At 60.7% G+C, this 21,722-nt stretch carries 21 protein-coding genes; 16 read left to right on the top strand and 5 right to left on the bottom strand.

Annotated features, from left to right (window positions below; genetic code table 11):
• Positions 1-93: 93 nt before the first annotated feature.
• Complete coding sequence (locus tag BLV09_RS19640; RefSeq protein WP_100387190.1) at positions 94-666, bottom strand: DUF2147 domain-containing protein; 573 nt, start codon at positions 664-666, stop codon at positions 94-96.
• 373 nt (positions 667-1,039) lie between these two features.
• On the opposite strand from BLV09_RS19640, the gene BLV09_RS19635 reads away from it, so the two are divergent.
• The 9 genes from BLV09_RS19635 to dmeF all read left to right on the top strand — a co-directional run bounded on the left by BLV09_RS19635 (position 1,040) and on the right by dmeF (position 9,575).
• Complete coding sequence (locus BLV09_RS19635) at positions 1,040-1,249, top strand: ABC transporter substrate binding protein (RefSeq protein WP_244548755.1); 210 nt, start codon at positions 1,040-1,042, stop codon at positions 1,247-1,249.
• 1,471 nt (positions 1,250-2,720) lie between these two features.
• Positions 2,721-3,482, top strand: a complete 762-nt coding sequence (locus BLV09_RS19625; protein ID WP_146688537.1) for a hypothetical protein — start codon at positions 2,721-2,723, stop codon at positions 3,480-3,482.
• A 413-nt stretch (positions 3,483-3,895) separates the two neighbouring features.
• The gene (locus BLV09_RS38850) at positions 3,896-4,303 is read left to right on the top strand and encodes a DUF2946 family protein (protein ID WP_433994346.1); all 408 of its coding nucleotides are present in this window, start codon (positions 3,896-3,898) and stop codon (positions 4,301-4,303) included.
• Positions 4,304-4,507: 204 nt separating this feature from the next.
• Positions 4,508-5,323: a hypothetical protein gene (locus BLV09_RS19620; RefSeq protein ID WP_244548754.1), complete on the top strand. Its 816-nt coding sequence runs from the start codon at positions 4,508-4,510 to the stop codon at positions 5,321-5,323.
• Positions 5,324-5,332: 9 nt separating this feature from the next.
• On the top strand, positions 5,333-5,686 hold the full coding sequence (locus tag BLV09_RS19615) for a copper resistance CopC family protein (protein ID WP_146688535.1): 354 nt from the start codon (positions 5,333-5,335) through the stop codon (positions 5,684-5,686).
• Positions 5,687-5,772: 86 nt separating this feature from the next.
• Complete coding sequence (gene copD / locus BLV09_RS19610) at positions 5,773-6,753, top strand: copper homeostasis membrane protein CopD (protein ID WP_167558810.1); 981 nt, start codon at positions 5,773-5,775, stop codon at positions 6,751-6,753.
• 139 nt (positions 6,754-6,892) lie between these two features.
• Positions 6,893-7,975: a Cj0069 family protein gene (locus tag BLV09_RS19605; RefSeq protein WP_146688533.1), complete on the top strand. Its 1,083-nt coding sequence runs from the start codon at positions 6,893-6,895 to the stop codon at positions 7,973-7,975.
• 77 nt (positions 7,976-8,052) lie between these two features.
• Positions 8,053-8,331: a metal/formaldehyde-sensitive transcriptional repressor gene (locus BLV09_RS19600; protein ID WP_146688532.1), complete on the top strand. Its 279-nt coding sequence runs from the start codon at positions 8,053-8,055 to the stop codon at positions 8,329-8,331.
• A gap of 8 nt (positions 8,332-8,339) precedes the next feature.
• The gene (dmeF, locus tag BLV09_RS19595; RefSeq protein WP_100384055.1) at positions 8,340-9,575 is read left to right on the top strand and encodes a CDF family Co(II)/Ni(II) efflux transporter DmeF; all 1,236 of its coding nucleotides are present in this window, start codon (positions 8,340-8,342) and stop codon (positions 9,573-9,575) included.
• A 17-nt stretch (positions 9,576-9,592) separates the two neighbouring features.
• Here the strand turns inward: dmeF and BLV09_RS19590 are convergent, their stop codons facing one another.
• On the bottom strand, positions 9,593-9,934 hold the full coding sequence (locus BLV09_RS19590; RefSeq protein WP_100384054.1) for a hypothetical protein: 342 nt from the start codon (positions 9,932-9,934) through the stop codon (positions 9,593-9,595).
• A gap of 652 nt (positions 9,935-10,586) precedes the next feature.
• Here BLV09_RS19590 and BLV09_RS19585 point away from each other — a divergent pair.
• The 6 genes from BLV09_RS19585 (at position 10,587) to BLV09_RS19560 (ending at position 16,570) form a co-directional block, all read left to right on the top strand.
• Positions 10,587-11,405, top strand: coding sequence for a chromate resistance protein ChrB domain-containing protein (locus BLV09_RS19585; protein ID WP_146688531.1), 819 nt, complete (start codon positions 10,587-10,589; stop codon positions 11,403-11,405).
• Between the two features lie 29 nt (positions 11,406-11,434).
• The gene (locus BLV09_RS19580; protein ID WP_146688530.1) at positions 11,435-11,782 is read left to right on the top strand and encodes a hypothetical protein; all 348 of its coding nucleotides are present in this window, start codon (positions 11,435-11,437) and stop codon (positions 11,780-11,782) included.
• A gap of 53 nt (positions 11,783-11,835) precedes the next feature.
• A complete protein-coding gene (locus tag BLV09_RS19575; protein WP_146688529.1) occupies positions 11,836-12,780 on the top strand; it encodes a DUF1259 domain-containing protein in 945 nt (314 codons plus the stop codon).
• 24 nt (positions 12,781-12,804) lie between these two features.
• Positions 12,805-13,983 carry a chromate efflux transporter gene (chrA, locus tag BLV09_RS19570; protein WP_146688528.1) on the top strand — a complete coding sequence of 393 codons (1,179 nt, stop codon included), beginning with the start codon at positions 12,805-12,807 and terminating at the stop codon, positions 13,981-13,983.
• The gene (locus BLV09_RS19565) at positions 13,950-15,110 is read left to right on the top strand and encodes a YncE family protein (protein ID WP_244548753.1); all 1,161 of its coding nucleotides are present in this window, start codon (positions 13,950-13,952) and stop codon (positions 15,108-15,110) included. Before chrA ends, BLV09_RS19565 begins: the two co-directional genes overlap by 34 nt.
• Positions 15,111-15,331: 221 nt before the next feature.
• On the top strand, positions 15,332-16,570 hold the full coding sequence (locus BLV09_RS19560; protein ID WP_146688527.1) for an MFS transporter: 1,239 nt from the start codon (positions 15,332-15,334) through the stop codon (positions 16,568-16,570).
• 61 nt (positions 16,571-16,631) lie between these two features.
• Here BLV09_RS19560 and BLV09_RS19555 read toward each other — a convergent pair whose 3' ends face one another.
• The 3 genes from BLV09_RS19555 to BLV09_RS19545 form a co-directional block, all read right to left on the bottom strand.
• Positions 16,632-17,039 (bottom strand): DUF4864 domain-containing protein, encoded by a 408-nt coding sequence (locus BLV09_RS19555; protein ID WP_146688526.1) that lies wholly within the window; start codon positions 17,037-17,039, stop codon positions 16,632-16,634.
• Between the two features lie 79 nt (positions 17,040-17,118).
• A complete protein-coding gene (locus BLV09_RS19550; RefSeq protein WP_146688525.1) occupies positions 17,119-18,720 on the bottom strand; it encodes a caspase family protein in 1,602 nt (533 codons plus the stop codon).
• Between the two features lie 146 nt (positions 18,721-18,866).
• A complete protein-coding gene (locus tag BLV09_RS19545; protein WP_146688524.1) occupies positions 18,867-20,459 on the bottom strand; it encodes a gamma-glutamyltransferase family protein in 1,593 nt (530 codons plus the stop codon).
• Positions 20,460-20,799: 340 nt separating this feature from the next.
• Between BLV09_RS19545 and BLV09_RS19540 the strand changes: the two genes are divergently transcribed.
• Positions 20,800-21,696 carry a LysR family transcriptional regulator gene (locus BLV09_RS19540; protein WP_146688523.1) on the top strand — a complete coding sequence of 299 codons (897 nt, stop codon included), beginning with the start codon at positions 20,800-20,802 and terminating at the stop codon, positions 21,694-21,696.
• Positions 21,697-21,722: the final 26 nt, after the last annotated feature.

Raw genomic sequence — 21,722 nt, 5'->3', positions numbered from 1 at the left:
TCGGCTCAAGGGCCGGTCCTTTTGGATTTGGGGGAACGGTGAAGGGGCCAAAGGCCGGGTTGGTGGTGTTGGGACCTGGGACGATAGAAACGGCTAATGCGCTGGCGCCATCTTCCTCTGTATGGCGGGCGGCTTCATCGCGGCGGCATGCGCTGGGAGATATTTTGCGACGATGGCGGGATCGATCTGGGCGATGGTGCTGTCAGGCAGGCGGGTCCATGTCTCGTCCCGGCCGAGCAGCGAAATGCCGATATAGCCGCGCAGGGTCAGGGTCTGCCCGTCCTGGCTCAATGTCATCACGGCGCTGTAGATCTTGCCGTCGCGGGGATCGAGCACGTTGCCGTTCTCATATTTCAGACCATTGCGCTTCATGTCGCGGACGAAGGAGACACCGAGCCAGGGCGCGTTCTTGCGGTCGTCGGTACACTCCGAACAGATCCGCGGGCCTGTACTGCCCGGCTTGGGGAAAAGTTTCGCCATCACGCCTTCGAAGACGCCGTTGTGATCGACGACCAACACGTAAAGCCGGGGCTCGCCGTTCTCGATCTTCTCCCACAGGCCCGCCGCTGAGGGCTCCCCCGCAGCCGGCCAAGCGGCGGCCGCCCAGAGGGTAAGGCCCGCGATAAGCGACAGCAATCGCCGAAGTCCGAAAGACGAATTCCGCATCGTTGTCACCTCGACCAATCCGTCGAATTCAGTGGCTGCCTTCAATTGCTGCAGACTACGGCCATTTTGCGAGCAGATTGTGGAAAGCTGCGGTCGCGGCCCGGACTGTGGTTGGTCGCGACTCCTGCAGCGCGTTGGCATAATTCGCCTGGGAACCTCGAAGAGAGCTAAAAACCCCGGCTCGGTGTCGGCCAACATCTCCAAGAGCACACCGAGCCGGGACTAGGCGTCATAGGTCGACCTGAAAACAACCGCGGACGCCATTGGTAATCATCGCAGTGCGCGGCCCGACGCATCGTATTGGTGCATGAAACTAACAACGCGTCTGCCGGGGCGCGTGAACTCCTTGACGAAACTTTCTTGACCGATCCACTTGGCGGCCAAGCACCGCTTAGCTGCAATTTACACATACTCATTTTGGGTCGTGCGTGGCGGCCTGATGTCCTACGGCATTGACCCGGTCGATATGTATCGACGAGCCGCGTCGTATGTCGATCGCATCTTGCGAGGTGAAAAACCTGCTGATCTTCCAGTTCAGTTTCCGACCAAGTTCGAGCTGGCGATCAACCTCAAGACCGCCTAGGCGCTGGGCCTCGACGGGTCGCCGACGCTCATCGCCCACGCCGACGAGGTGATCGATTAAAGTGCTGCAACCCGTGGACGGCGTATCTTGCATTGCATGAGTCTGTTGTTGGCACCTTTGAGACATGCCGATCCGCTGCCAATGTCCGCTCGTAGGAGAGGATCAGAAGTGATCGGCGAATCGTCAAACCGACGCGATTGACCCGAAACGGACATCAGCCCAAGCGAACCGCGTCATGTTCCCGATTGGTCCAAGATCAGCATGCGTTCCTATGGGGCGGCGGGTACTGTCCGTATTTAATCCGCCCTAAGCTGAATTTGCGAGTGTCCTAATTCGAATTTTAGGCCAGTTGAATATATGCTACCGTGCGCATCGGGATGGCATTCCCGTCCCGGTTTGGGGAGGACATAGCCATGAGGTTTTCCTCACTCTTCGTTGCGAGTCCAGCTGTCGTTGTCTTATCGATTGAACTGCTGTGCGGCCTAAGCGGCACGGCAATGTCGCAAACTGCAACAAGCTCCGGCACCTCGCTTCCTAACGTCATGGTCGAGGCGCCGAAGCAAATAACCAGGCCGAAACACAGCGCGGTTGCCCGCAGCACCGTGTCCCGCCGGACATCGCAACCCACTCAAACGCCGTCGGCGCCAGAGTCGGTATCCGCGAAGCTTGCCAAGCTTGAGAAGACCACTGGCAGTTGCGTCGGTGGTTGCGTAACAAGCTTTAGGTACGGCGACGCACCTTGACACGGATGCTCCGGGTCCGCTGGCACGTACTCGCCAACGTGCAGAAACGTAGGCAACTACAAAACCTACGGCGAGTGCACGGAGGCCGGACTGCTAATAGGTTGGAGAAACAATGACGTCTCATGGTATTGCACTAGCCTGGCGTTAAAGTAACAAAAAATCGCGTCTAGAATTAACGAGGCTGCCAACATGAGGCGGCCTCTTTCGTTCCAAGCCGATGTCGCCTGCTGGCACAAATGCGGACTGCCGACATCATCACGCGATGTCCGAGTTCGCAAAGCGGAAAACATTTGCTCGCACTGAGTTCTTCTCAGTTTGACTCTGAACGGACGTTCGCTGTGAGCGATCTGAAAATGCCACCTGTCAATCTCGGGAAATTGCCTGACTGCCGTCACTCGATACGTTCGGTGCGAGGTACAAAGGGCCGCCGTATAAAGCTGGGCCTCCGAGCTGGCTTACTTACCGCTCTGCTGTCGCAATAACATCTTTCCGATCTGGAGTTTCTAGAAAGCTGTTGCACGGTGGCGGCGTACTGCACAGATTACCGTGCAGCCGCGGGTGGGCTTCCCGCGGACCACTCCGCCAGCTACGCGAAGCAACCGGCCGGGCCCGATCAGATGCTTGTTTGATCGACATCTCGGAGATTCAGGCTATGGTGCCGAGCGAGCAAGTCGGCAGCTTATGCTGGCCGATTGCGGGGCACGAGTGCGGACTTCAAGAGTACGCCTATGACAACTGTCGCGAGTGCATCAAATATTTCGCTGAACGGTGATTTTCCAGATTTGTCGGACGAGCTCGTCAGTGAGCTGGTCAGCTCGATTGATCATGTCGGTTATGGAGTTGTTCCCGATTATTTGGAACAGCGCGAGCTTGATCGACTTCGCACCTTCGTTGAAGCTTCGGTTCGAGCCGCGGGCAACCAGTATGTGAGCTTCACGGGATGTGCAGATTTGGCGGACACTCCGCTTGAGCGAATGGCCAACTCTGCGGTGTTCCGGCGGCTTTGCACGCGCGTCTATGAAGGCGCGACGGGAAATCGGGCCCCCGATCAGCCCTACTATCAAATTCTTCGTTGCCTGACCGGCGCCTCGGGCGAGCGACATTCGCTCCGGTTCCACTATGATTCGTATGTCCTGACGGTCTTGCTACCGATCTGTGTTCCGGAAGGACAGCACTCCGGTAGACTCATCATGGTTCCAAACGTTCGCCCTGTCAGAAAGTGGTATGCCCAAAACCTGATTGATAAATTGCTCATAGACAATTCGCTCACACAGTTTCTGCTGAAGCGTTTGGCGCAAACGCAATCTTCGCGTCTTGCGCGACTTAAGATGGAGCCGGGCAGCCTCTATTTTTTCTCCGGCTATCGCTCCATCCACACCAACGAGCCTTGCGATCCTGACAAGATCCGCACGACTGCATTGTTCCACTACGTCGATCCCCATATTGGCAGCCGTCTGAAACGTGCCTTGCGTGGTTCCGGGCCGTTGTGACTCGCCGGATTGCTGCTTGGATAAAACCCGCTATGGCCAGTTCCAGCGATTGGCATCGGCAAGAAGTGGATTTCCGAGCCTTCCGGTGGTCCAAGGACCTGCAGCGGCGGCCTTTCGCCGGCGAAAGAGCGCTTCACGCTGGCGATGGATGTACGATTAAATCAACAGCGTGCAATGACTGGTTCTGGCACCTTTGAGACATGCCGCTCTGCTGTAATGATGTCTGTTCGTGGGGGGCAGACGGTGCCGGTGTCTGGCCAAAGTGACGCGAATGATCCATTTGAGACATCTGACGGACCCGTTTTCAAAACTCTACCTTGCCATGGGTGCTACGATGGGTCTTTGAGTGCAAGCCAGCTAGGCAACGACTTCATGGCTTGAATCTACTTCCAGTCAGTATAAGTTCCACGATCATGAGCATCGGGCAGAAGCGCGCAGGCATGGGACCGCGGCTATTCTGGCGAAGGCTAGTCGGCGCGGCGGCCATCTATGCGCTTATTCTGCAACCGCTGCTGACCGTTGTTGGCGTCCAGTTAGCCAATGCGTCTGCCATCGATGATCTCTCTCTATCCCAACTTTGTCAGCATGCGACTGACGGTAACCCCCTCTCGCCCGCCGACCAGCCCAACCATTCTGCCGATGACCATTGTGCCTTTTGTTTTGCGGCAGCATTTCACGTCTTGGATGCTCCGAGACCGGTAACGATCCGGCACGTTAGCTCGGGAATCAGCAAGGTACGGCAGTCGGCCCAACCTCTGGGCCTATCCTCGTTTTCGCAATATTCGGTCGCACGTCCCAGAGGTCCTCCGCTCAGCGCGTGATGCAACGCAGCCGCAAGCTGCCTGCAATTGCTTTCACGTTCCCTGACCGGAGAAATCCTAATGTCTCGATACATACCGCTTTCGTTGGCGCTCGCGGGTTTTATCGCGCTGTCGTCCACCTCCGATGCGTACGCTCACTGCTTTGTCGGCGCCCGATTTTTTCCAGCCACACTGGCAACCGACGATCCCTGCGTCGCCGACGAGATGTCGCTGCCGACCGTATCGTGGTCCAAGACCGCGGATCTGCCGCCGGCCTCGGAGTGGGATATTTCTGGCGAGCTTTCAAAACGGATCACCGAAAATTTCGGCGTCTCGCTCGGTGAAACCTGGACGCAAATTCGCCAGCCGGACGGTTCGGTCACCGCTGGATTTCAGAATTTCGAGACGACATTCCAGTATCAGCTACTAAAAGACGGGTCACATGAGTTGGCGTTAATGGCCGGTGTTATTGTCGATTGGGGCAACACCGGCGCGATCAATTCCGGGTTAGGCACGTCCTACAGCCTGGTCACGCCGACGCTTTATGTCGGAAAGGGCTTCGGTGAGCTGCCGGACAGCGTTTCATGGGCGCGTCCGTTCGCGGTAACCGGACAGTTCGGCTATCAAATTCCTACGAGTTCCTTTGACTTCTCGCAGAGTGTCTTCATTCCGCAACAACTCGTCTACGGCGGATCGTTGCAGTACAGCATGCCGTACCTGAAGTCTGAAGTCATTGATCTTCAGCTTCCGGACTTTATCAATCATCTGATCCCGATCGTCGAAGCGAGTTTCTCGACGCCGGTCGCGAACAATTTCGGCAATTCCTACACCACGACCGGCTCGGTTAACCCCGGCGTGATCTGGATCGGAAGCTATTTCCAAGTGGGTTTGGAGGCCGTGATACCCATCAACCGCGAAAGTGGCAGCGGGGTCGGCGTTCTCGGGCAGTTGCATTTGTATCTCGACGACATGTTCCCGACGACCGTAGGACAACCGCTTTTAGGTGGCACGTCAGCGGCTCCCCGCAAATTGACCTTTTGAGGCAGCATCATGCGAATGTTAATTTTTGCGACATCGGCTCTGGTCACCGTAACCGTGGGCACCGCCGCCAAGGCTCACGCTTTTCTGGACCACGCGGAGCCGCGCGTCGGAAGCACCGTGCCCACTGCGCCGCGAGAACTTTCTCTTTCTTATACCCAGAATCTGGAGCCAGCGTTCAGCGAGGTCGAGGTAAGTGATGCCAACGGCAAACGAGTCGATCAGGGCAAGCCGTCAATCAGTGCGGCGGTCATGCGTGTTGGGCTGAAACCTCTAGCACCGGGAACGTACAGAGTCCGTTGGCACGTCCTGTCGGTAGATACGCATACGACCGAAGGCAGCTTCACCTTTCGTGTTGGACAGTGAAGTCGAAGCGACTGAAAAGGGGCGACGACTGATCGACTTCTTCGGAGTTGGTTACCGCCGCGGCACGGATTAGCATGGAGTACAGTTTGATCAATCCGCTAATCGCGGTGCGGGATGTTCACTTCGGCTCAACAGTGATTGTTGCGGGCATCGTTTTTTTCGATCTCTTCGTGGCTTCGCCGACCTTGCGAGCAATGGGCTCGCTGCTCGAAACGACGGCAGTCGCCTTTAGAGTCCATACCGCCTTAGCGCTATGGATTAGCTTGGCCTTGTCGATCGTCTCGGGTTTTGCATGGCTGTGCTTATTGGCCGGCCGAATCGTCGGTAAACCAATTGGAGATGTCATTGCGGATGGTACGGTCTGGATCGTTCTTTCGCGAACGCAATTTGGGTTCGCATGGCAGCTGCGATTTGTGTTTGGCATCCTCCTGGCCGGTTGCCTTCTAGCGCGGCGGACAAAGCGCCATGTGACGCCCATCTGGCAAGAAGCTTTGGCTGCATTGTTGGCAGGTGCGTATCTCGGATCACTGGCGTTTGCGGGGCATGGCGAAGAGGGGCTGGGATTTGAGCGAAATCTCCATCTTGCCGCGGACTTCCTCCATTTGAACGCCGCCGGTCTCTGGCTTGGGGGCCTAATTCCCCTTGCGCTATTCCTCGTATATCTGCGCCGATTCCATGAAGAGACTTGGCGAACGGCCGCGAGCGACGCAGCCTATCGCTTTTCCAATCTTGGCATCATTGCCGTTGCAACGCTGCTCGTTAGCGGAACAATCAATGTCTGGTTTTTGATTGGGGGAATGCAGGCCCTCGTCGGCACGAGCTACGGCCGGTTGTTACTCCTGAAGATTACGCTGTTCGCCGCGATGGTATGTCTGGCCGGGATCAACAGGGAGTACCTGTTGCCGCGACTTTCCGGTGATATTGGAACGAACCCAGCGTCCCGCGTTGTGCAATGGCTTTTACGTAACTCCTTGGTCGAAATTGTCCTCGGGATCGGAATCATACTCATCGTCGGGATGCTGGGCATCATGGCCCCAGCAACCGATATGCATGTTCACCTCCATTGACTTGGTCCGAAGCAGATCCGTCTCTCCTGGATTGGAGAAGGAAGAAAGGCGCCCCTTCAGGGTTAAGGCCTTTGAGATGGCCGCGATCACGCTAGCAATGTGACTGGACGAACACAGCCCTGAGAACGGAGGGTTTGTCATGACCACGAGCGAAGCGGGCAAGCTGGCACTGCTGTGGCCACGGGATGCCCCAAAGTGGCATGCGACAGAGCTGCAGGATTATAGGCTTCATGCCGTTTTCGAGGCGATGGCCGCGCGCGGCATCGAAGCCGAGCCCGCGTTCTATGCCGACGATGCGGCGGAACAAGTGCGCGAGCAACTCCTCTGCTGCGACGGTGTTCTCGTCTGGGTCGATCCCCTCTCCCAAGGGCGCGACCGCGTCGTGCTCGACGCGTTGCTGCGGGACGTGGCGTCGAACGGCGTGTGGGTCAGTACCCATCCCGACGTGATACTCAAGATGGGCGTGAAGGAAGTCCTCCACCGCACCAAGTCTCTGGGCTGGGGTACGGACACCCATTTGTATCGCGACGTCGAAGCGTTCCGCGAAGAGTTTCCGCAGCGCCTGCAAGCGGCGGGGCCGCGGGTCCTCAAGCAGAACCGGGGAAATGGCGGCGAGGGTGTTTGGAAGATCGAGCTTGCTTCCGAAACCGCGCGGGACGGCACAACCGTTCAGGTGCTGCACGCGTCCCGCGGCAGCGTGCCTCAGGAGATGCCGCTCGGCGATTTCATGAGCCGGTGCGAACCTTATTTCGCGAATGAGGGCTGCATCGTCGATCAGCCGTTCCAGGCCCGGCTGCCCGACGGCATGATCCGCTGCTACATGGGCGCCGACAAGGTCGTCGGCTTCGGACATCAGCTCATCAGGGCACTGATCCCACCGCCTCCGGAGGGGCCGGACTCGGAAGCCGCACGGCCGGGCCCGCGCATCATGCATCCCGCCTCGGCGCCAACGTTTCAGGCCTTGAGGACAAAGATGGAATCCGAGTGGACACCGCAGATGATGCAGCTACTCGACATCGACGTTGGGTCGCTGCCGATCATCTGGGATGCCGATTTCCTCTACGGGCCACGCGACGCTCGGGGCCAAGACACCTACGTGCTCTGCGAAATCAACGTCAGTTCGGTGTTTCCGTTTCCGGAACATGCGCCGTCGGAAATTGCCCGCCTCGCGAAAGCTCGATCCGGCACGTGTACCCATAAAGTTAGAGAACGGGAACGCTGAACCGAGCACGTCCGCGGAGCTACTGGCGATTGATGTTTCCGGTTGTATAGGGAGGGGGGCTATAGCATAGGGTAGGAATGTCTCACACCATCCGTGACAAGCAGAAGCTGCTGGCGCGCGTGCGCCGGATCCGAGGTCAGATCGACGGCATCGAGCGTGCCCTCGACGAAGAGACCGGATGCGACCGGGTCCTGCATCTGATCGCCGGCGCCCGCGGGGCCATGGCCGGCTTGATGGCGGAAGTCATCGAAGACCATGTGCGCGAACATCTGGTCGACGCCGAAAAGCATCCGGGAGCGCTGAATGCCGAAGCTGCGAACCGACTCCTGGAAGTCGTACGCGCCTACCTGAAATGAGGACCGCCATGACGCAGGACGGACAAACCACGCCCTTCCACAGCCACGTGTTTCTCGGCGAGGGGCACGAAAAGAGCGAGCGAAAGACCTGGGCGGTGATCTGGCTCTGCGGAGCGATGATGGTCGCCGAAATCGTCGGTGGTCTGTTGTTCGGCTCGATCGCGCTGGTTGCCGACGGGATGCACATGAGCACGCACGCCGGCGCCCTGCTATTGGCGGCGCTCGCCTACACCTATGCCCGCAATCACGCCGACGATCCGAACTTCAGCTTCGGCACGGGGAAGCTCGGCGACCTTGCCGGTTTCACCAGCGCCATCATCCTGGCGATGATCTCGATATTGATCGGCTACGAAGCCTTCAGCCGCTTTTTCGATCCGGTCCCGATCCGTTTTTCCGAAGCCATCCCCATCGCCTGTCTCGGCCTGGCCGTGAACGTCGTGAGCGCGTGGCTGCTTAGCGCCGGCGGCCATCATCACGAGCACGGTCATGGTCATTCCCACGGCCACACGCACGACCACGACGAGAGGCGCGAGATCGCGACCCAGACTGGCGTCGTCGTGCTCGAGATATTCGAGGATGGGGTGCCGCCACGATTTCGGCTGAACGCCAAAGCCGGTCCTGCCTTGATGGCGCGGTTCGCTTCGGTGGAAACGGTTCGACCTGATGGCAAGCGGCAGCTATTCGCGATGGAAGACAAAGACAGCTATCTAGAGTCGGTCGACGAGATTCCCGAGCCCCACGCCTTTTCGGCGATCGTGCGGGTCGGCGGCCGCGACTATCCTGTCACCTTCGAAGAGCACGAGCACGTCCACAGGTCCGCGACGCGCGACAACAATATGCGCGCTGCCGTTATCCACGTAGCCGCGGACGCCGCGGTATCCGTGCTGGTCATTATCGGTCTGCTACTTGCGCGCACCTTTGGCTGGCTGTGGATGGATCCGCTGGCCGGCATTGTCGGCGCCTGCGTCATCGCGAGTTGGTCGTATGGCTTGGTACGAGACACCGCCGCGATCCTGCTCGACATGAATCCGGATCGGAGCATGGCCAACAAGCTGCGCCAGACCGTCGAAGTGGACGGCGATCAGCTCGCCGACCTTCACCTCTGGCGCCTGGGGCCGGGCCATCTCGGCGCCATCGTTTCGGTCGTAACCACGAAAGAGCGCGCGGCGGAATATTATCGCAACCTGCTCTCGCGTTTCCCTTCGCTGTCCCACCTCACGGTCGAAGTACTTCATAAGACCTGAAGGGGCATCGCCGGATCTCAGTCGTTCGCCGGTCCGTAACTACTGCCGAGCAAGCGATAATGGCCGCCGTTCGAGACGTACACCTGATGCAGGCACAGCCCGCCCCTGCAGTAGGTGTTGGGTGCCTCTCCGCAATGGAAATGTTCGAAGTGAAGCGTGACCCGGTCGTGCCGATAGGTCGCAAAGTAATGGCCAGCTGCCGGCGTCGTTGGACACATGCCGAGCACCGCCTTGCGGATTTCGGGCGGCAGACTGTCGATATGCTCGGGGTTCCACGGTGGATCGTGCAACATCACCTGCGCGTTCGACCCGGGTGCGCCGAGCAGTACGACGACGAAAACGAGGGCTGTGCTTCGCATTGGGCTGACCGGCCGGATGTCCCGGGCAGCCTAAATCCAAATTGACCCGTACCCAAAACGAAATTTGACTGGTCTGGCGAAAGCCAAGTCGTGACCTTCCGTGATCTTCTGCGCGAAGCTTCCCGACGGGGTGGACGTCGTCAGCGTGGCTGAAGCCGGTTGTTGACGCCAACGTATTGACCTATCCCGGGCCAACGCCCCCCAAGGCGAAGAACACTTACATTCTCCGCGAAATCAACGTCAGTTCAGTGTTTCCATTTCCGGAACAGGCGCCCGCAGAAATCGCACGGCTCGCGCAGGTGCGTTCACTCGTGCACAAAGCGGCGTCGGCACCGAGGAGCGGTTGAGCGCCGGAGCCAAGGCAGGAGTGTGCGTCCATGCGACAACCCGGAGACCAACCGGCCATGCGGCTTTTTCCTGCTGACGTCCTCCGGCACTCTCCTGCCGCACACACTATTGCTGCACGCCGCGCGCGATGGTTGCGAGGCGGGCGTTTATTGTTCCAGCGTCACGACTGAACTATTCGTGATCGGCCTTTAGTCGATCCGGTTGACACGACAGGCGGCAAGGATTTTACTCGAGGTACGGGGAAAGCGATCTCCCCGCGAGGCGACATGCCCAAGAATCGCGTCCTGGTCACCAAGGGCGCAGCATGTCATCTTACACCTCGATTTCCTCCGACAAACTTTCCCGACTTATCGGCACGGCGAATGCGCCGACGCTCATTGACGTCCGCCTCGACGAAGACTTTGCCGCGGACCCTCGTCTCATTCCGGGCGCTGTGCGGCGCTCCCATCTAAATGTCCAGGATTGGGCCTCAAGCCTTTCGGGCCAGACCGTCGTCGTCATTTGCCACAAAGGCCAGAAACTCAGCGAGGGCACGGCGGCCTGGCTACGTCACGGCAAGATCGCCGCCGAAATCCTCGAAGGCGGGCAAGTCGCCTGGAACGAGGCGAGCCTGCCGACCGTCCCCGCCGACAAGATTCCCAAGCGCGACGGGCGCGGACGCACCGTCTGGGTGACGCGAGCGCGGCCCAAGATTGATCGTATTGCATGTCCCTGGCTGATCAGACGCTTCGTCGATCCGAGCGCGGTCTTCCTGTTCGTGGCGTCCGCGGAGGTGCCGGACGTCGCCGAGCGTTTTGGGGCCACGCCCTTCGACATTGAGGATGTGTTCTGGAGCCATCGCGGCGAACTTTGCACATTCGACGTCATGGTGAAGGAATTTGGTCTTTCGACGCCGGCGCTTGAACGCCTCGCCATAATGGTGCGCGCCGCTGACACCGCTCGGCTCGATCTGTCGCCGGAAGCTCCCGGCCTTCTGGCCGCATCGCTCGGCCTGTCGCGTATGTACGACGACGACCTTGAGCAATTGAGCGCCGGCATTCCTCTCTACGACGCCTTCTACCGTTGGTGCCGCGACGCCACCAAGGAAACCCACAACTGGCCGACTAACAAAGTGAGGCCGTGACCGATCCCCGCCTGTGAGAAGGAGAAACAATGAAACAGGTCGTAGCGTTGATCGCGTTCGGAATTGCGATGCCATTCGTCTTCACGGCGTATGCCTCAGCCGAGGCAGCCACGGGGCCGGCCGTCATTTCGGTCGCCGCACCCGACACTGGCGCCGGAGACGGTTCCCACCGATCCCTGGAGACTTTGCGCGGCGTCATCGCCGCAGTCGATGAAAAGAACGATCGGATCACTGTTCGGCTCTCGCCCGACGCCACTGCCGACCTCAAGGTGCGTGACGGGCTGCTCTTTAACGCGGTCCGCTACGGCGACCAAGTCGAAGTCACCGTGGAGAACATCGGCGGAGTGCAGACCATCGTCGGTCTCCTGGAGAAATAGGCTCTGCTCTCGCTGGGAATGGACGACACAAACCAACCTCAAAGGAGGCGCAAATGCGCAAGGTACTTTTAGCTACGGCGTCGATCGTCGCGGCCGTTCTGGCAATTGCAGCAAGCGTACAGAAGATCGATTGGCGAATATTCGCCGAACCTTTCGTGAGCGCGGCACATGCACAAGACATCAATTGGGAACAGGTCGACGACGTTTTCAGCCGGAAAGCGGTCGTTACGGGAGACGTGCATCGCTACGGTTTTCCGCGCACCGACCTTTCGGTGACTTTGGACGGCGTGACGATCAAACCTGCGCTGGCACTTGGTGGCTGGGTCGCGTTCAAGCCGATGCACGGCAGCGCCATGATCATGGGCGACCTGGTTCTGCTGGACTCCGAGATCAATCCCGTGATGGCTAAGATGATCGCCAACGGGCTCGAGATCACCGCCATCCACAATCATCTGCTGCGTGCCAGTCCCGAGACCTTCTACATGCACATCGCCGGCCAGGGCGATCCCGTCAAACTTGCCACCGCTATCCGCGAGGCGCTGGCCGCAAGCAAAACCCCAGGGGCGCTACCGACACCGGCAACTCCACCGCCGGCCGTGGAGCTCGATACGGCCCAACTTGACCAGATCATTGGTGTCAAAGGTCAGGCGAACGGCGGCGTCTACCAATTCAACGTGCCGCGCCGCGATCCCATCACCGAAGACGGCATGCAATTGAGTCCGGTCGGGCCGATGGGCGTCGCGATCGGCATCAATTTTCAGCCGACCGGCGGCGGCAAGGCAGCCATCACCGGTGACTTTGTTCTTACCGGCGACGAAGTGAACCCGGTGATCCAAGCGCTGCGGACGAACGGCATCGAAGTCACCGCGCTCCACAATCACATGTTGGATGAGAATCCGCGTCTTTTCTTCATGCACTTCTGGGCAAACGACGACGCGATCAAGCTCGCCAAGGGACTGCGCGCGGCCCTCGGTAAGACGGCCAGCACGAAGAGTTGAGAGGACAAATAGGGGCAACTGGTGATGACGACCACCACAACGACCGAAAGCGGCCGGATCGGCGAGCTGGTCCTCTACTTCCTGCGCCTCGGCTGCCTCGGTTTCGGCGGTCCGGTCGCGCTGGTCGGTCAGATGGAGCGTGAGCTGGTCGATGGGAAGAAGTGGCTGACGAAGGAGCAGATGCGCGAGGCCATCGCCATCTGCCAGTCGCTTCCGGGGCCGCTTGCGATCCAGGTCGGCATCTACGTTTGCTACCTGCGTGGCGGCTTCTGGGGCGCCTGGGCCGGAGGCTGGGCCTTCATTCTGCCGAACTTCGTCATCGTAGCTGCCTTGGGCGCACTCTACGTCTATCTCGGCGACCTCCAGCCGGTCACGGCGATCTTCTACGGCGTGAGTCCCGCCGTCATCGCACTCATCCTGCATTCTTGCTACAGGCTCGCCAAGCTCGGCATGGAAGACGGGCTGCAATGGGCAATCGCCGCCGTTTGCCTGGCGGTGACGGTCATTCTTCAGGCCGAAGTAGCGCTATTGTTTATCGGCGCTGGCATCGTCGGCATCCTCTATTACGGCGGCATGTTCCGCCGCGCGCCGCCGACGGCACTCTCAGTGACGGTCGCACCGGTGTTGGCGCAGCTCGCGCCAACCGCCTCGGGGTCTATCCTGGGCAAGCTCCTGTTGTTCTTCCTCAAGGCGGGCTCGCTGACTTTCGGTAGCGGCCTCGTGATCGTGCCGTTTCTCGAACAGGGACTTGTGCAGCAGTTCGGCTGGCTCGATCAGCGCCAATTTCTGATCGCAGTTGCCATCGGCATGATCAGTCCAGGCCCCGTCGTCATCACCGCGACCTTCGTCGGTTACCTGGTTGCCGGATTCTGGGGTTCCGTGGTCTCGACTGTCGGCATCTTCTTGCCGTCGTTTCTGCTGGTGCTGATCGCCGCGCCCCTGCTGGCGCGGCATCGCGGCAATCCCAACGTGCAGGGATTCGTTAAGGGCGCCTACGCAGCAGCCATCGGCACGATCCTCGGCGCCTGCATCCTGCTGGGGCGCATCGCGATCGGCGACTGGCTCACCGCTTCGATTGGATTGGTTTCCCTTGCCATCCTGTTCCGGTGGAAAGTGAGCAATCCGCTGCTGATTGCCGCGACCGCGGTGGTTGGCTTGATCGCGTTTCCGTGGCTGCAGCCGACCTGGGTGATGGTCAAATAAAAAGGAAATCTGCGGCGATGTCGTTTGATTATAGAGGAAAATCTGATGCGAAGAATAATGCTGCTGTCCATTCTTGGCACGGTGGTTCTTGGATTCGCTGCCTTGCTCGGTTTAGCTGGGAGTGCCGCCTTCTCGGCCTCTGTTCAGTGTTCTGCGCCACTCTGCTGCCATCACTCCTGACCGAAGCGATCGCACAGCCGGCCGAGATGTCGCCGCTTCAGCTCGAAACCAAAATCGCCCTTGGCGACGTGCGAGGACGGATCGACCACATGGCGGTCGACTTAAAGCGCCAGCGGTTGTTCGTGGCCGAATTGGGCAACGACAGTGTCGGCGTCGTCGATCTCGCCAATCGCAAACTGCTGCAGACGATCACGGGACTGAAAGAGCCGCAAGGTGTCGGCTATGAGCCGTCCACCGACACGCTTTACGTCGCCAACGCCGGCGACGGTTCCGTGCGCTTGTTCGAAGGAAACGAATACAAACCCAACGGCCAGATTGAGCTTGGCAGCGACGCGGACAATGTTCGCGTCGACCCTGCGGCCAATCGGATTCTCATCGCCCATGGCAGCGGCGCGCTGGCCGTCATCGATCCGACGACCCGCAGCAAAGTCGGCGACATCCCGGTCAAGGCGCACCCCGAAGGCTTCCAGATCGATCATGATATCGGGCAAGTCTTTGTCAATGTGCCGGATGCGCATGGTATCGCCGTCGTCGACCGCGCCTCGCAAAGACAAACCGGTAAGTGGCCGATACCCGATCACGACGCCAACTTTCCGATGGCCCTGGATCCCGTGCGCCGCCAGGTTCTGGTGATCTTCCGGGCGCCCGCCGAGCTTGGCGTCTTCTCCATGACAGGTGGCAAGCTGATCGCGACTGCCGAGTCCTGTGGCGACGCCGATGATCTGTTCGTCGATATGAAGCGTGGCCGCGTCTACGTGAGTTGCGGGGCGGGCTTTCTCGATGTTTTCGAAGCGAAGGGGACGACCTATCGGCGCATCGCGCGCATTCCCACGGTGTCCGGCGCACGCACGTCGCTCTTGGTACCCGAACTTGACCGTTTGCTGGTTGCCGTCCGGACGAACGCGGCCGAGCCGGCGGCCATCTGGATGTTCCGACCGATACCTTGATAGACAACAATGCAACGCAGAGGACTGGCACGGGCGCGCGCCAGCGCGAATCCGGAATCCAGAGGTTCCCGTGCGAGATTCGGGGTTTGCCGGCGCCCCGGAATGACGGAGCAGGAGCGGCCGACACCGTTCTCCTACCGCCCGCTGTCCCGCATCTGCATGCCCAATATCGCGCCATAACGCTTGACCAGAGGGCTCGGGCCAACGAAGTTGCGTGCGCCGTGGAAATTTCTTCTCAAATCACCCGAGATTCAGAGCTGTTTGTCCCCGACTCGCGCCGGGCATGGACCCGGCTGGTCGTGGCCGTGATCATTGGCTCGCTCGGCAGCGTCGGCATGTGGTCGGTCGTGGTGGCGCTCCCGGTGGTGCAGGCTGAGTTCGGGGCGAGCCGGGGCACCGCCTCGCTGGCCTTCACCATGGTGATGCTCGGCTTTGGTTCCGGCGGGGTGTTGACCGGAAAAATCACCGACCGTTACGGCATCGTCGCCGCGATCGGGCTCGGCATCGGCATCCTCGCCCTCGGTTACATCGGCGCGGGGATGTCGTCGTCGATCTGGCAGTTCATCCTGGTGCATTTCGCCATCGGCCTCAGCTCATCGGCGACATTCGGTCCGTTGATGGCGGAGGCCTCGTACTGGTTCGAGCGCTATCGCGGCCTTGCCGTCACCATCGCCGCGAGCGGCAACTATGTCGGCGGAACGATCTGGCCACCTGTCATGACCTGGGCCATGGAGGCATTCGGCTGGCGCCATACCCACATCGCCGTCGGTCTCTTCACGGCGGTGGCGATGGCGCTCGCGCTGGTGGTGTTGCGCATGCTGATGGGGGCGGCGACACGGCGCAGCCATGTCAACGCACCGCCGCCGCGGGTCGATTTGCGGCTCAACACCAACACGCTGACGGCGATCCTGTCGCTCGCGAGCATTGCCTGCTGCGTGGCGATGTCGATGCCGCAGGTTCATATCGTCGCCTATTGCGGCGATCTCGGCTATGGCGTCGCGCGTGGCGCCGAGATGCTGTCGCTGATGCTCGGCTTTGGGATCATCAGCCGGATCGGTTCGGGATTTCTCGCCGACAGGATCGGCGGTATCCGCACCCTGCTGATCGGATCGGTGGCGCAGGGCTTTGCGCTGCTGTTCTATCTGTTCTTCGACAGCCTCACCTCGCTCTACATCATCTCCGCGATGTTCGGCCTGTTTCAGGGCGGCATCGTGCCAAGCTATGCCATCATCGTGCGCGAGGCGATGCCGGCACGGGAGGCCGCGACCCGCGTCGGCATCGTGATCTTCGCCTCCGTGTTCGGCATGTCGTTCGGCGGCTGGGTCTCCGGCGTGATCTTCGATGCCACCGGCTCTTACGCCGCGGCGTTCCTCAACGGGCTGGCGTGGAACGCGCTCAACATCACCATCATGGTGTCGCTGTTGATCCGCGCGCGCACGCGGCGGCTGGCGATGGCGTAGAAAACGTCCTTTCTGCTGGACGCGTTTTCTGAACGCAAACCCGTTCCCCATTTTTCCGGTTCTATACGTCCTGGCCCGCCTTGAGCAGAACGCAGCCGATGATTTTCAGGCTGCCGTCCGGCTGCGGCTCCAGCGTATAGAGCGCCTCCCACGCGTTGCCATCGGCGTCGATGATATGGACGTGCTGTGCGATCTTGCCGTCTTCAACTTGCGCTTTGCCGAATTCGAAACTCTTGTGCCGATAGACCGGCGCATAGCTTCGCCGAACCATGGACATGAATATATCGGCCTGCGGGAACATGCTTTGGATCTCGGGTGCCGCGTAGGAGTAGGCCGTTGCCGCATCGTCCCGGCCCAACGCCTGTTCCTGCGAGCGGATGACGCCTTGCGCGGTGGCAACATCATCCGCGGCGAGAGCAGGGGAGGCGAGGCCGATCCAGAGTGCGGCGAGCAAGACGAAGGCGCGCATGACGAGGCTCCGGTTTGATTGCCCTGGACTACTTTAAACCGCTCGCCATCGGTCTGCCAGATCAACCGGCGTTCTCGTATCACCGTCCCCTTCCTCGCAGATTTTGCCTGGCCTCGGGATTGCCCAGCGCTGCCGCCTTCTCGAACCATTGACGCGCGGTCCTGGGATTGCGCGGAACGCCATCGCCCTCGTTATAGAGCACGCCGAGTCCGTTCATGCAGGCAGCGTCGTTGAGAGCGATGCACCGTTCGAACAGACGGCGCGCCTCGGCGTAATCGCGCCCAACGCCTCTGCCGCGCATATAGAGCAACGCGAGATTGTTCATCCCGTCGGGCACCCCGGCCTTGACCGCCGTCTCGTATAGCCGGATCGCCTTTGCGTAATCCTTGGCGACGCCGTGTCCGTTTTCATACTGGTAGCCAAGGTCGACCATGGCGATCGGCTCGCCCGCATCTACCGCCTTTTGGTACCAATGGACGGCTTCGGCATAATTGATAGGTGTGCCTTCGCCGCCCTCGTACAGGGCGCCGATATTGTTCATCGCCATGGCGTAACCGGCGGCCGCAGCCTGTTCGTAAAGCCGCCGCGCTTCAACATAGTCCTTGCGCGCGGTCGCCACGCGTCCGGCCTCGAATACAAACCTCACCACGTCGGGGTAACGCCGGATCGCGTCGTTGCAGGCGGGCGCGGCGGCAGCGACGTTGATCTTGTCGACCTCGACGCCTGCGAGGTCAGGCGCATGGCCGGTATCGTAGGGCATCGCGGCCAGCCGATCGCAGTCGGTGATGAGATCGTGACGCAGCGGATCGTCCGGCGGCGAGAGCCGTGCTTGCTGGACGGGTGCGGTTGGAGCTGGTGTATCTGGCGAACTCGGCGCCGGCCTGGCATCCGCGGTCGCCGGCACAGCCTTGCCGGAGAAATAAAAATTGCCGCTGATGGGCGAAGACGACACCCACGGCAATTGCTGGCCGCTGGTCGCCTTGTCAACCGCAAGTCCGACTTCGTTAAAGGTCTTGAACAGGCCGGCGCCAGGTTTCTGCATCGCCTCGACCAGCGCTCGGGTATAGGGGCTGTGACCGTCAGTGCCATCCAGCGAGACGCTGCGTGGCTGGGTCGCGAACGAAATCAGGGTCCCGACCGGCGCGGGCATTTGCGCGAGTCCGCCGGTCGTCGAACGCACGCCATGGCCGCTGAACGGGTTGTCGCGGCAGGCGTCGAGCAAGACCAGATTGATCCGCGTGCCGGATTTCTCCAGCTCGTCGAGGATGCCGGAGGTGCCGACCATCTGCATGAAGACATCGGCCTCATCCTGCGGATGGGCATCGACCGGCACGAGATAGTTGAGGCCGTGGGTCTCCACGCCGTGGCCGGCGTAATAAAACAGCGCGACGTCGGCGCCGGTCAATTCGGTTGAGAATTTCTGCAGCGCGCCGTCGAAGCCGGACTTGTCGAGGTCGATTTGGGCGCCGCCGCCGACCACGAAAAAGCCGAGCGACAAAAGCGTGTCCGACATCAGCCTGGCGTCGTTGGCCGGATTCGGCAGTGCCGGGACGGCCTGATAGGCCGAATTGCCGATCACCAGCGCCACCCGTTTTTCGGCATGCGCCGCGGAAGACAGGCTGGCGCACATCAAAAATGCCGCGATCATCAATCGCGACACGATGCCGATCCGACCAGCCATGACCCTTCTTCCTCAGCGCAGCGAAATCCCTGATGCTATTGGTCTCGCGGGGCTGGCGATAGGTTCGAAGGGGCTTTTACTCGCCGCCGTTCATCGGATCGAACCACGGAAATGGTCAGCGGGACTGGCGCCCCGCCGTTCGTCGCTCACCCCTCCGCCACCGCGTCGCCCCAGGGCTGGAATATCTCGGTGGCGCCGCTGTTGGTCGCGCCGTCGCGCAACACGATGCTCGGGCAGGCGAACTTCATCGGCAGGGTCTGGATGCGGGCGTCTTCGTAATCGAAACGTGCGCGCAACTCGTCTCGCACCTGCGCCGGCAGACGCATATCGCCGATCACCACCGGGCCTTCGCTGGCATCGATCCGCGGCTGGTGGATCGCGGCATCGAGGTCCATGCCGTAGTCCATCACAAAGGACAGCATCTGCATCACCGCCGGCAGAATGCGCCGTCCGCCGGAGGCGCCAAGTGCGAGGCGCCGGCCATCGGCAATTTGCGCCAGCACCGGCGTGTAATTGGTCAGGCAACGCTTGCCGGGCGCCAGCGAATTGGGGCCGCCGGGAGTCGGATCGAACCACATGACGCCGTTGTTCATCGTGATCCCGCTTTGCGGCGTGACGAATTTCGAGCCGAACGTCGACAGCAGGGTTTGCGTCACCGCCGCCATGTTGCCGTCGCGGTCGACCACCGAAAAATGCGTGGTGCAGGCGGGCGCCAGATATTCCGCGCCGAGCGCGCGCCGGCCGTCGGCATCGCCCATGTCTTGCAGCCGCTCGCGGTAGGCCGATTGCAGCGCCAGCGCATAGGCCGTGTAGGCCGACGCATCAGGCGTGCCGTGTTCGGCTGGCAAACTGTCCTGCAGCAGGCGCAAGGCATGCGCCAGCGTGGGGCCGCAAGTGAGCTCCGGCGTCGCGTATACCCCGCCGCCACGATAGGGAATCCTCAACGGTTCGCGCAAATGGGCGCGGAAGGAAGCGAGGTCTTCGACCGACAGCGGACCGCCGCCCGCCTGCACGTCGGCCGCGATGCTGCGCGCCAGATCGCCTTGGTAGAAATCGCGCGGGCCCTGCGCCGCGAGGTGCGCAAGCGTCGCTTTTAGTCTGTCCTGCGGCAGGCGCACGTCAGCCTTGATGCCCCATTGCGCGTTTGGGGGGAGCCCGTCCTTCAGATACGCCGCGGCGCTCGCGGGATAACGTCGCAGGTCTGCAGCTACGCTGGAAATCATCAGCGTGGTCCACCAATCCACTGCGAGACCTTCGCCGGCCAGCGCGACGCCAGGACCGAGCAGTTCAGCCCAAGGCATTTTGGCGTGGCGGCGATGCGCCTCTTCCATGCCGGCGACCACGCCGGGTACGGCGATCGAGCCGGGACCATGAAGATTGCGGTCGTCCTTCACCCGCGGCCAGGGGAAGAGGTCGGAGGCGGCGCCATCGCCGGTCAACGGATAGTCCTCGAAGCGAATGCCGCGAGGCGACCGCATGCCGTAGTCGATCACTTCATAACGGTCTTCGCGGGCGCGATAGAGCACCATGGCGCCGCCGCCGCCGAGGCCGCTCATCCAGGGTTCGAGTACGCCCAGCGCGAAAGTGGTGGCGACCACCGCATCCACGCAGTCGCCGCCATCGGCCAGAATCGCGGCTCCGACCTCGGCCGCCCGGCGCGATTGCGCGGCGACGATTCCGCCTTTGGAGACGACGGCCGGTTTGCGGATCTGCTGGGTATTACTGAACTGGTCACGCATGGGGTGCTTTTCGTGATTTCCGATTGCTGGGAGTCATGGGAAGTACGTAAATGAAGTAAATCCGCAGGCCCTGCAACCAGACCGTTGTGAGCGGGAGGATAAAACTCTGTTCGGCTGATTTTCTTGCTCTTTTGGTCGAGGTCAAGCGGGTTCGTTGTACCTCACCAGCGATACCGAAATCGACAAAGCGGTGTTGCGCCATCCCGGTGCAATGACGTTCGATCGGCGAATCTGTACTATCGGCGCCAACAGGCGTGCGCGCCGGGATTTTCGATGGCGCTCCGGCCAGAACGGCGTTCCGCACCGGAAGCCGGTGTCGACGCAGAAATAATGGATCGCTATGCGCCCGAGAAGTCTTGATCTCAATCTTCTGGTGATGCTCGAAGCCCTCGTTGCCGAGCGGAGTGTCTCAGGTGCGGCGGTGCGTCTTGGCCTCACGCAATCGGCGGTAAGTCATGCCTTGCGAAGACTGCGGGCAACATTCAACGACGAGCTGTTCATTCGCTCTTCACGAGGAATGGAGCCTACGCTTCGCGCTATCGAAATCGCGGATGCCACGCGAAACGCCCTCGAGAACATAGGAATCGCCATCGATCGTTCAGCCACCTTCGATCCCGCGACGGCAGCGCGGTCGTTCAATCTGCGCATCTCCGAATATGTTTCCAGTCACCTGCTGCAGCGCCTGTGTCCGGAGCTGCGAAAATTGGCCCCTGGCATTCATATCAGTGCAGCTCACTTCACGGGAGAATCTCGTGAAGACGAAATCGTCGGCGACGAAATTCACGTGCGTTTGGGCAGTTCGTTGCGTCAGCCTCAGCAGGACAACCGGCTGCGTGTCCTCGAGGAACATTTCGTCGTCCTCATGAGCAAGAAAAATCCCGCTCGCGCCAGGAAAATGACGTTGTCGCTTTATGCCTCGCTCGCGCATGTGAAAGTTGCGGGCACCATCGGAACCAATGTCATCGACGACGCCTTGAAGATTCGCGGGTTGCGACGCGAAATCGTGTATCAGGTGCCGAGCTGGCGCGATGCACGGCACATTGTCGGGGCTACCGATCTGGTGGCGGCGATTCCGGCGCGGTGGGCGCTGGACCGCGACAGTTCGCGCCGCTGCGCCGTCTCGCCATTCCCGCTCAATGACGTGACCTTCGCGATCGATCTCGAGTGGCATTCGCGGTTCAACCGCGATCCTGCCCACGCCTGGTTGCGGTCGCTGATCGCCGAACAATTCCGGTAGCGCGACGTCCCCTGGACCTACATGAA

Origin of the sequence: Bradyrhizobium canariense, assembly GCF_900105125.1 — a bacterium.
Lineage (GTDB): Bacteria > Pseudomonadota > Alphaproteobacteria > Rhizobiales > Xanthobacteraceae > Bradyrhizobium > Bradyrhizobium canariense_A.
The sequence above is the reverse complement of the archived record's forward strand: the minus strand, read 5'-3'. Positions and strand labels throughout refer to the sequence as shown.

Excerpts from the sequence above, each read along its gene's own strand:
- BLV09_RS19640 (WP_100387190.1), bottom strand. The coding sequence starts at position 666 with ATGCGGAATTCGTCTTTCGGACTTCGGCGATTGCTGTCGCTTATCGCG.
- BLV09_RS19625 (WP_146688537.1), top strand. The coding sequence starts at position 2,721 with ATGACAACTGTCGCGAGTGCATCAAATATTTCGCTGAACGGTGATTTT.
- BLV09_RS38850 (WP_433994346.1), top strand. The coding sequence starts at position 3,896 with ATGAGCATCGGGCAGAAGCGCGCAGGCATGGGACCGCGGCTATTCTGG.
- BLV09_RS19620 (WP_244548754.1), top strand. The coding sequence starts at position 4,508 with ATGTCGCTGCCGACCGTATCGTGGTCCAAGACCGCGGATCTGCCGCCG.
- BLV09_RS19615 (WP_146688535.1), top strand. The coding sequence starts at position 5,333 with ATGCGAATGTTAATTTTTGCGACATCGGCTCTGGTCACCGTAACCGTG.
- BLV09_RS19605 (WP_146688533.1), top strand. The coding sequence starts at position 6,893 with ATGACCACGAGCGAAGCGGGCAAGCTGGCACTGCTGTGGCCACGGGAT.
- BLV09_RS19600 (WP_146688532.1), top strand. The coding sequence starts at position 8,053 with ATGTCTCACACCATCCGTGACAAGCAGAAGCTGCTGGCGCGCGTGCGC.
- dmeF (WP_100384055.1), top strand. The coding sequence starts at position 8,340 with ATGACGCAGGACGGACAAACCACGCCCTTCCACAGCCACGTGTTTCTC.
- BLV09_RS19590 (WP_100384054.1), bottom strand. The coding sequence starts at position 9,934 with ATGCGAAGCACAGCCCTCGTTTTCGTCGTCGTACTGCTCGGCGCACCC.
- BLV09_RS19585 (WP_146688531.1), top strand. The coding sequence starts at position 10,587 with ATGTCATCTTACACCTCGATTTCCTCCGACAAACTTTCCCGACTTATC.
- BLV09_RS19580 (WP_146688530.1), top strand. The coding sequence starts at position 11,435 with ATGAAACAGGTCGTAGCGTTGATCGCGTTCGGAATTGCGATGCCATTC.
- BLV09_RS19575 (WP_146688529.1), top strand. The coding sequence starts at position 11,836 with ATGCGCAAGGTACTTTTAGCTACGGCGTCGATCGTCGCGGCCGTTCTG.
- chrA (WP_146688528.1), top strand. The coding sequence starts at position 12,805 with ATGACGACCACCACAACGACCGAAAGCGGCCGGATCGGCGAGCTGGTC.
- BLV09_RS19555 (WP_146688526.1), bottom strand. The coding sequence starts at position 17,039 with ATGCGCGCCTTCGTCTTGCTCGCCGCACTCTGGATCGGCCTCGCCTCC.
- BLV09_RS19550 (WP_146688525.1), bottom strand. The coding sequence starts at position 18,720 with ATGGCTGGTCGGATCGGCATCGTGTCGCGATTGATGATCGCGGCATTT.
- BLV09_RS19545 (WP_146688524.1), bottom strand. The coding sequence starts at position 20,459 with ATGCGTGACCAGTTCAGTAATACCCAGCAGATCCGCAAACCGGCCGTC.
- BLV09_RS19540 (WP_146688523.1), top strand. The coding sequence starts at position 20,800 with ATGCGCCCGAGAAGTCTTGATCTCAATCTTCTGGTGATGCTCGAAGCC.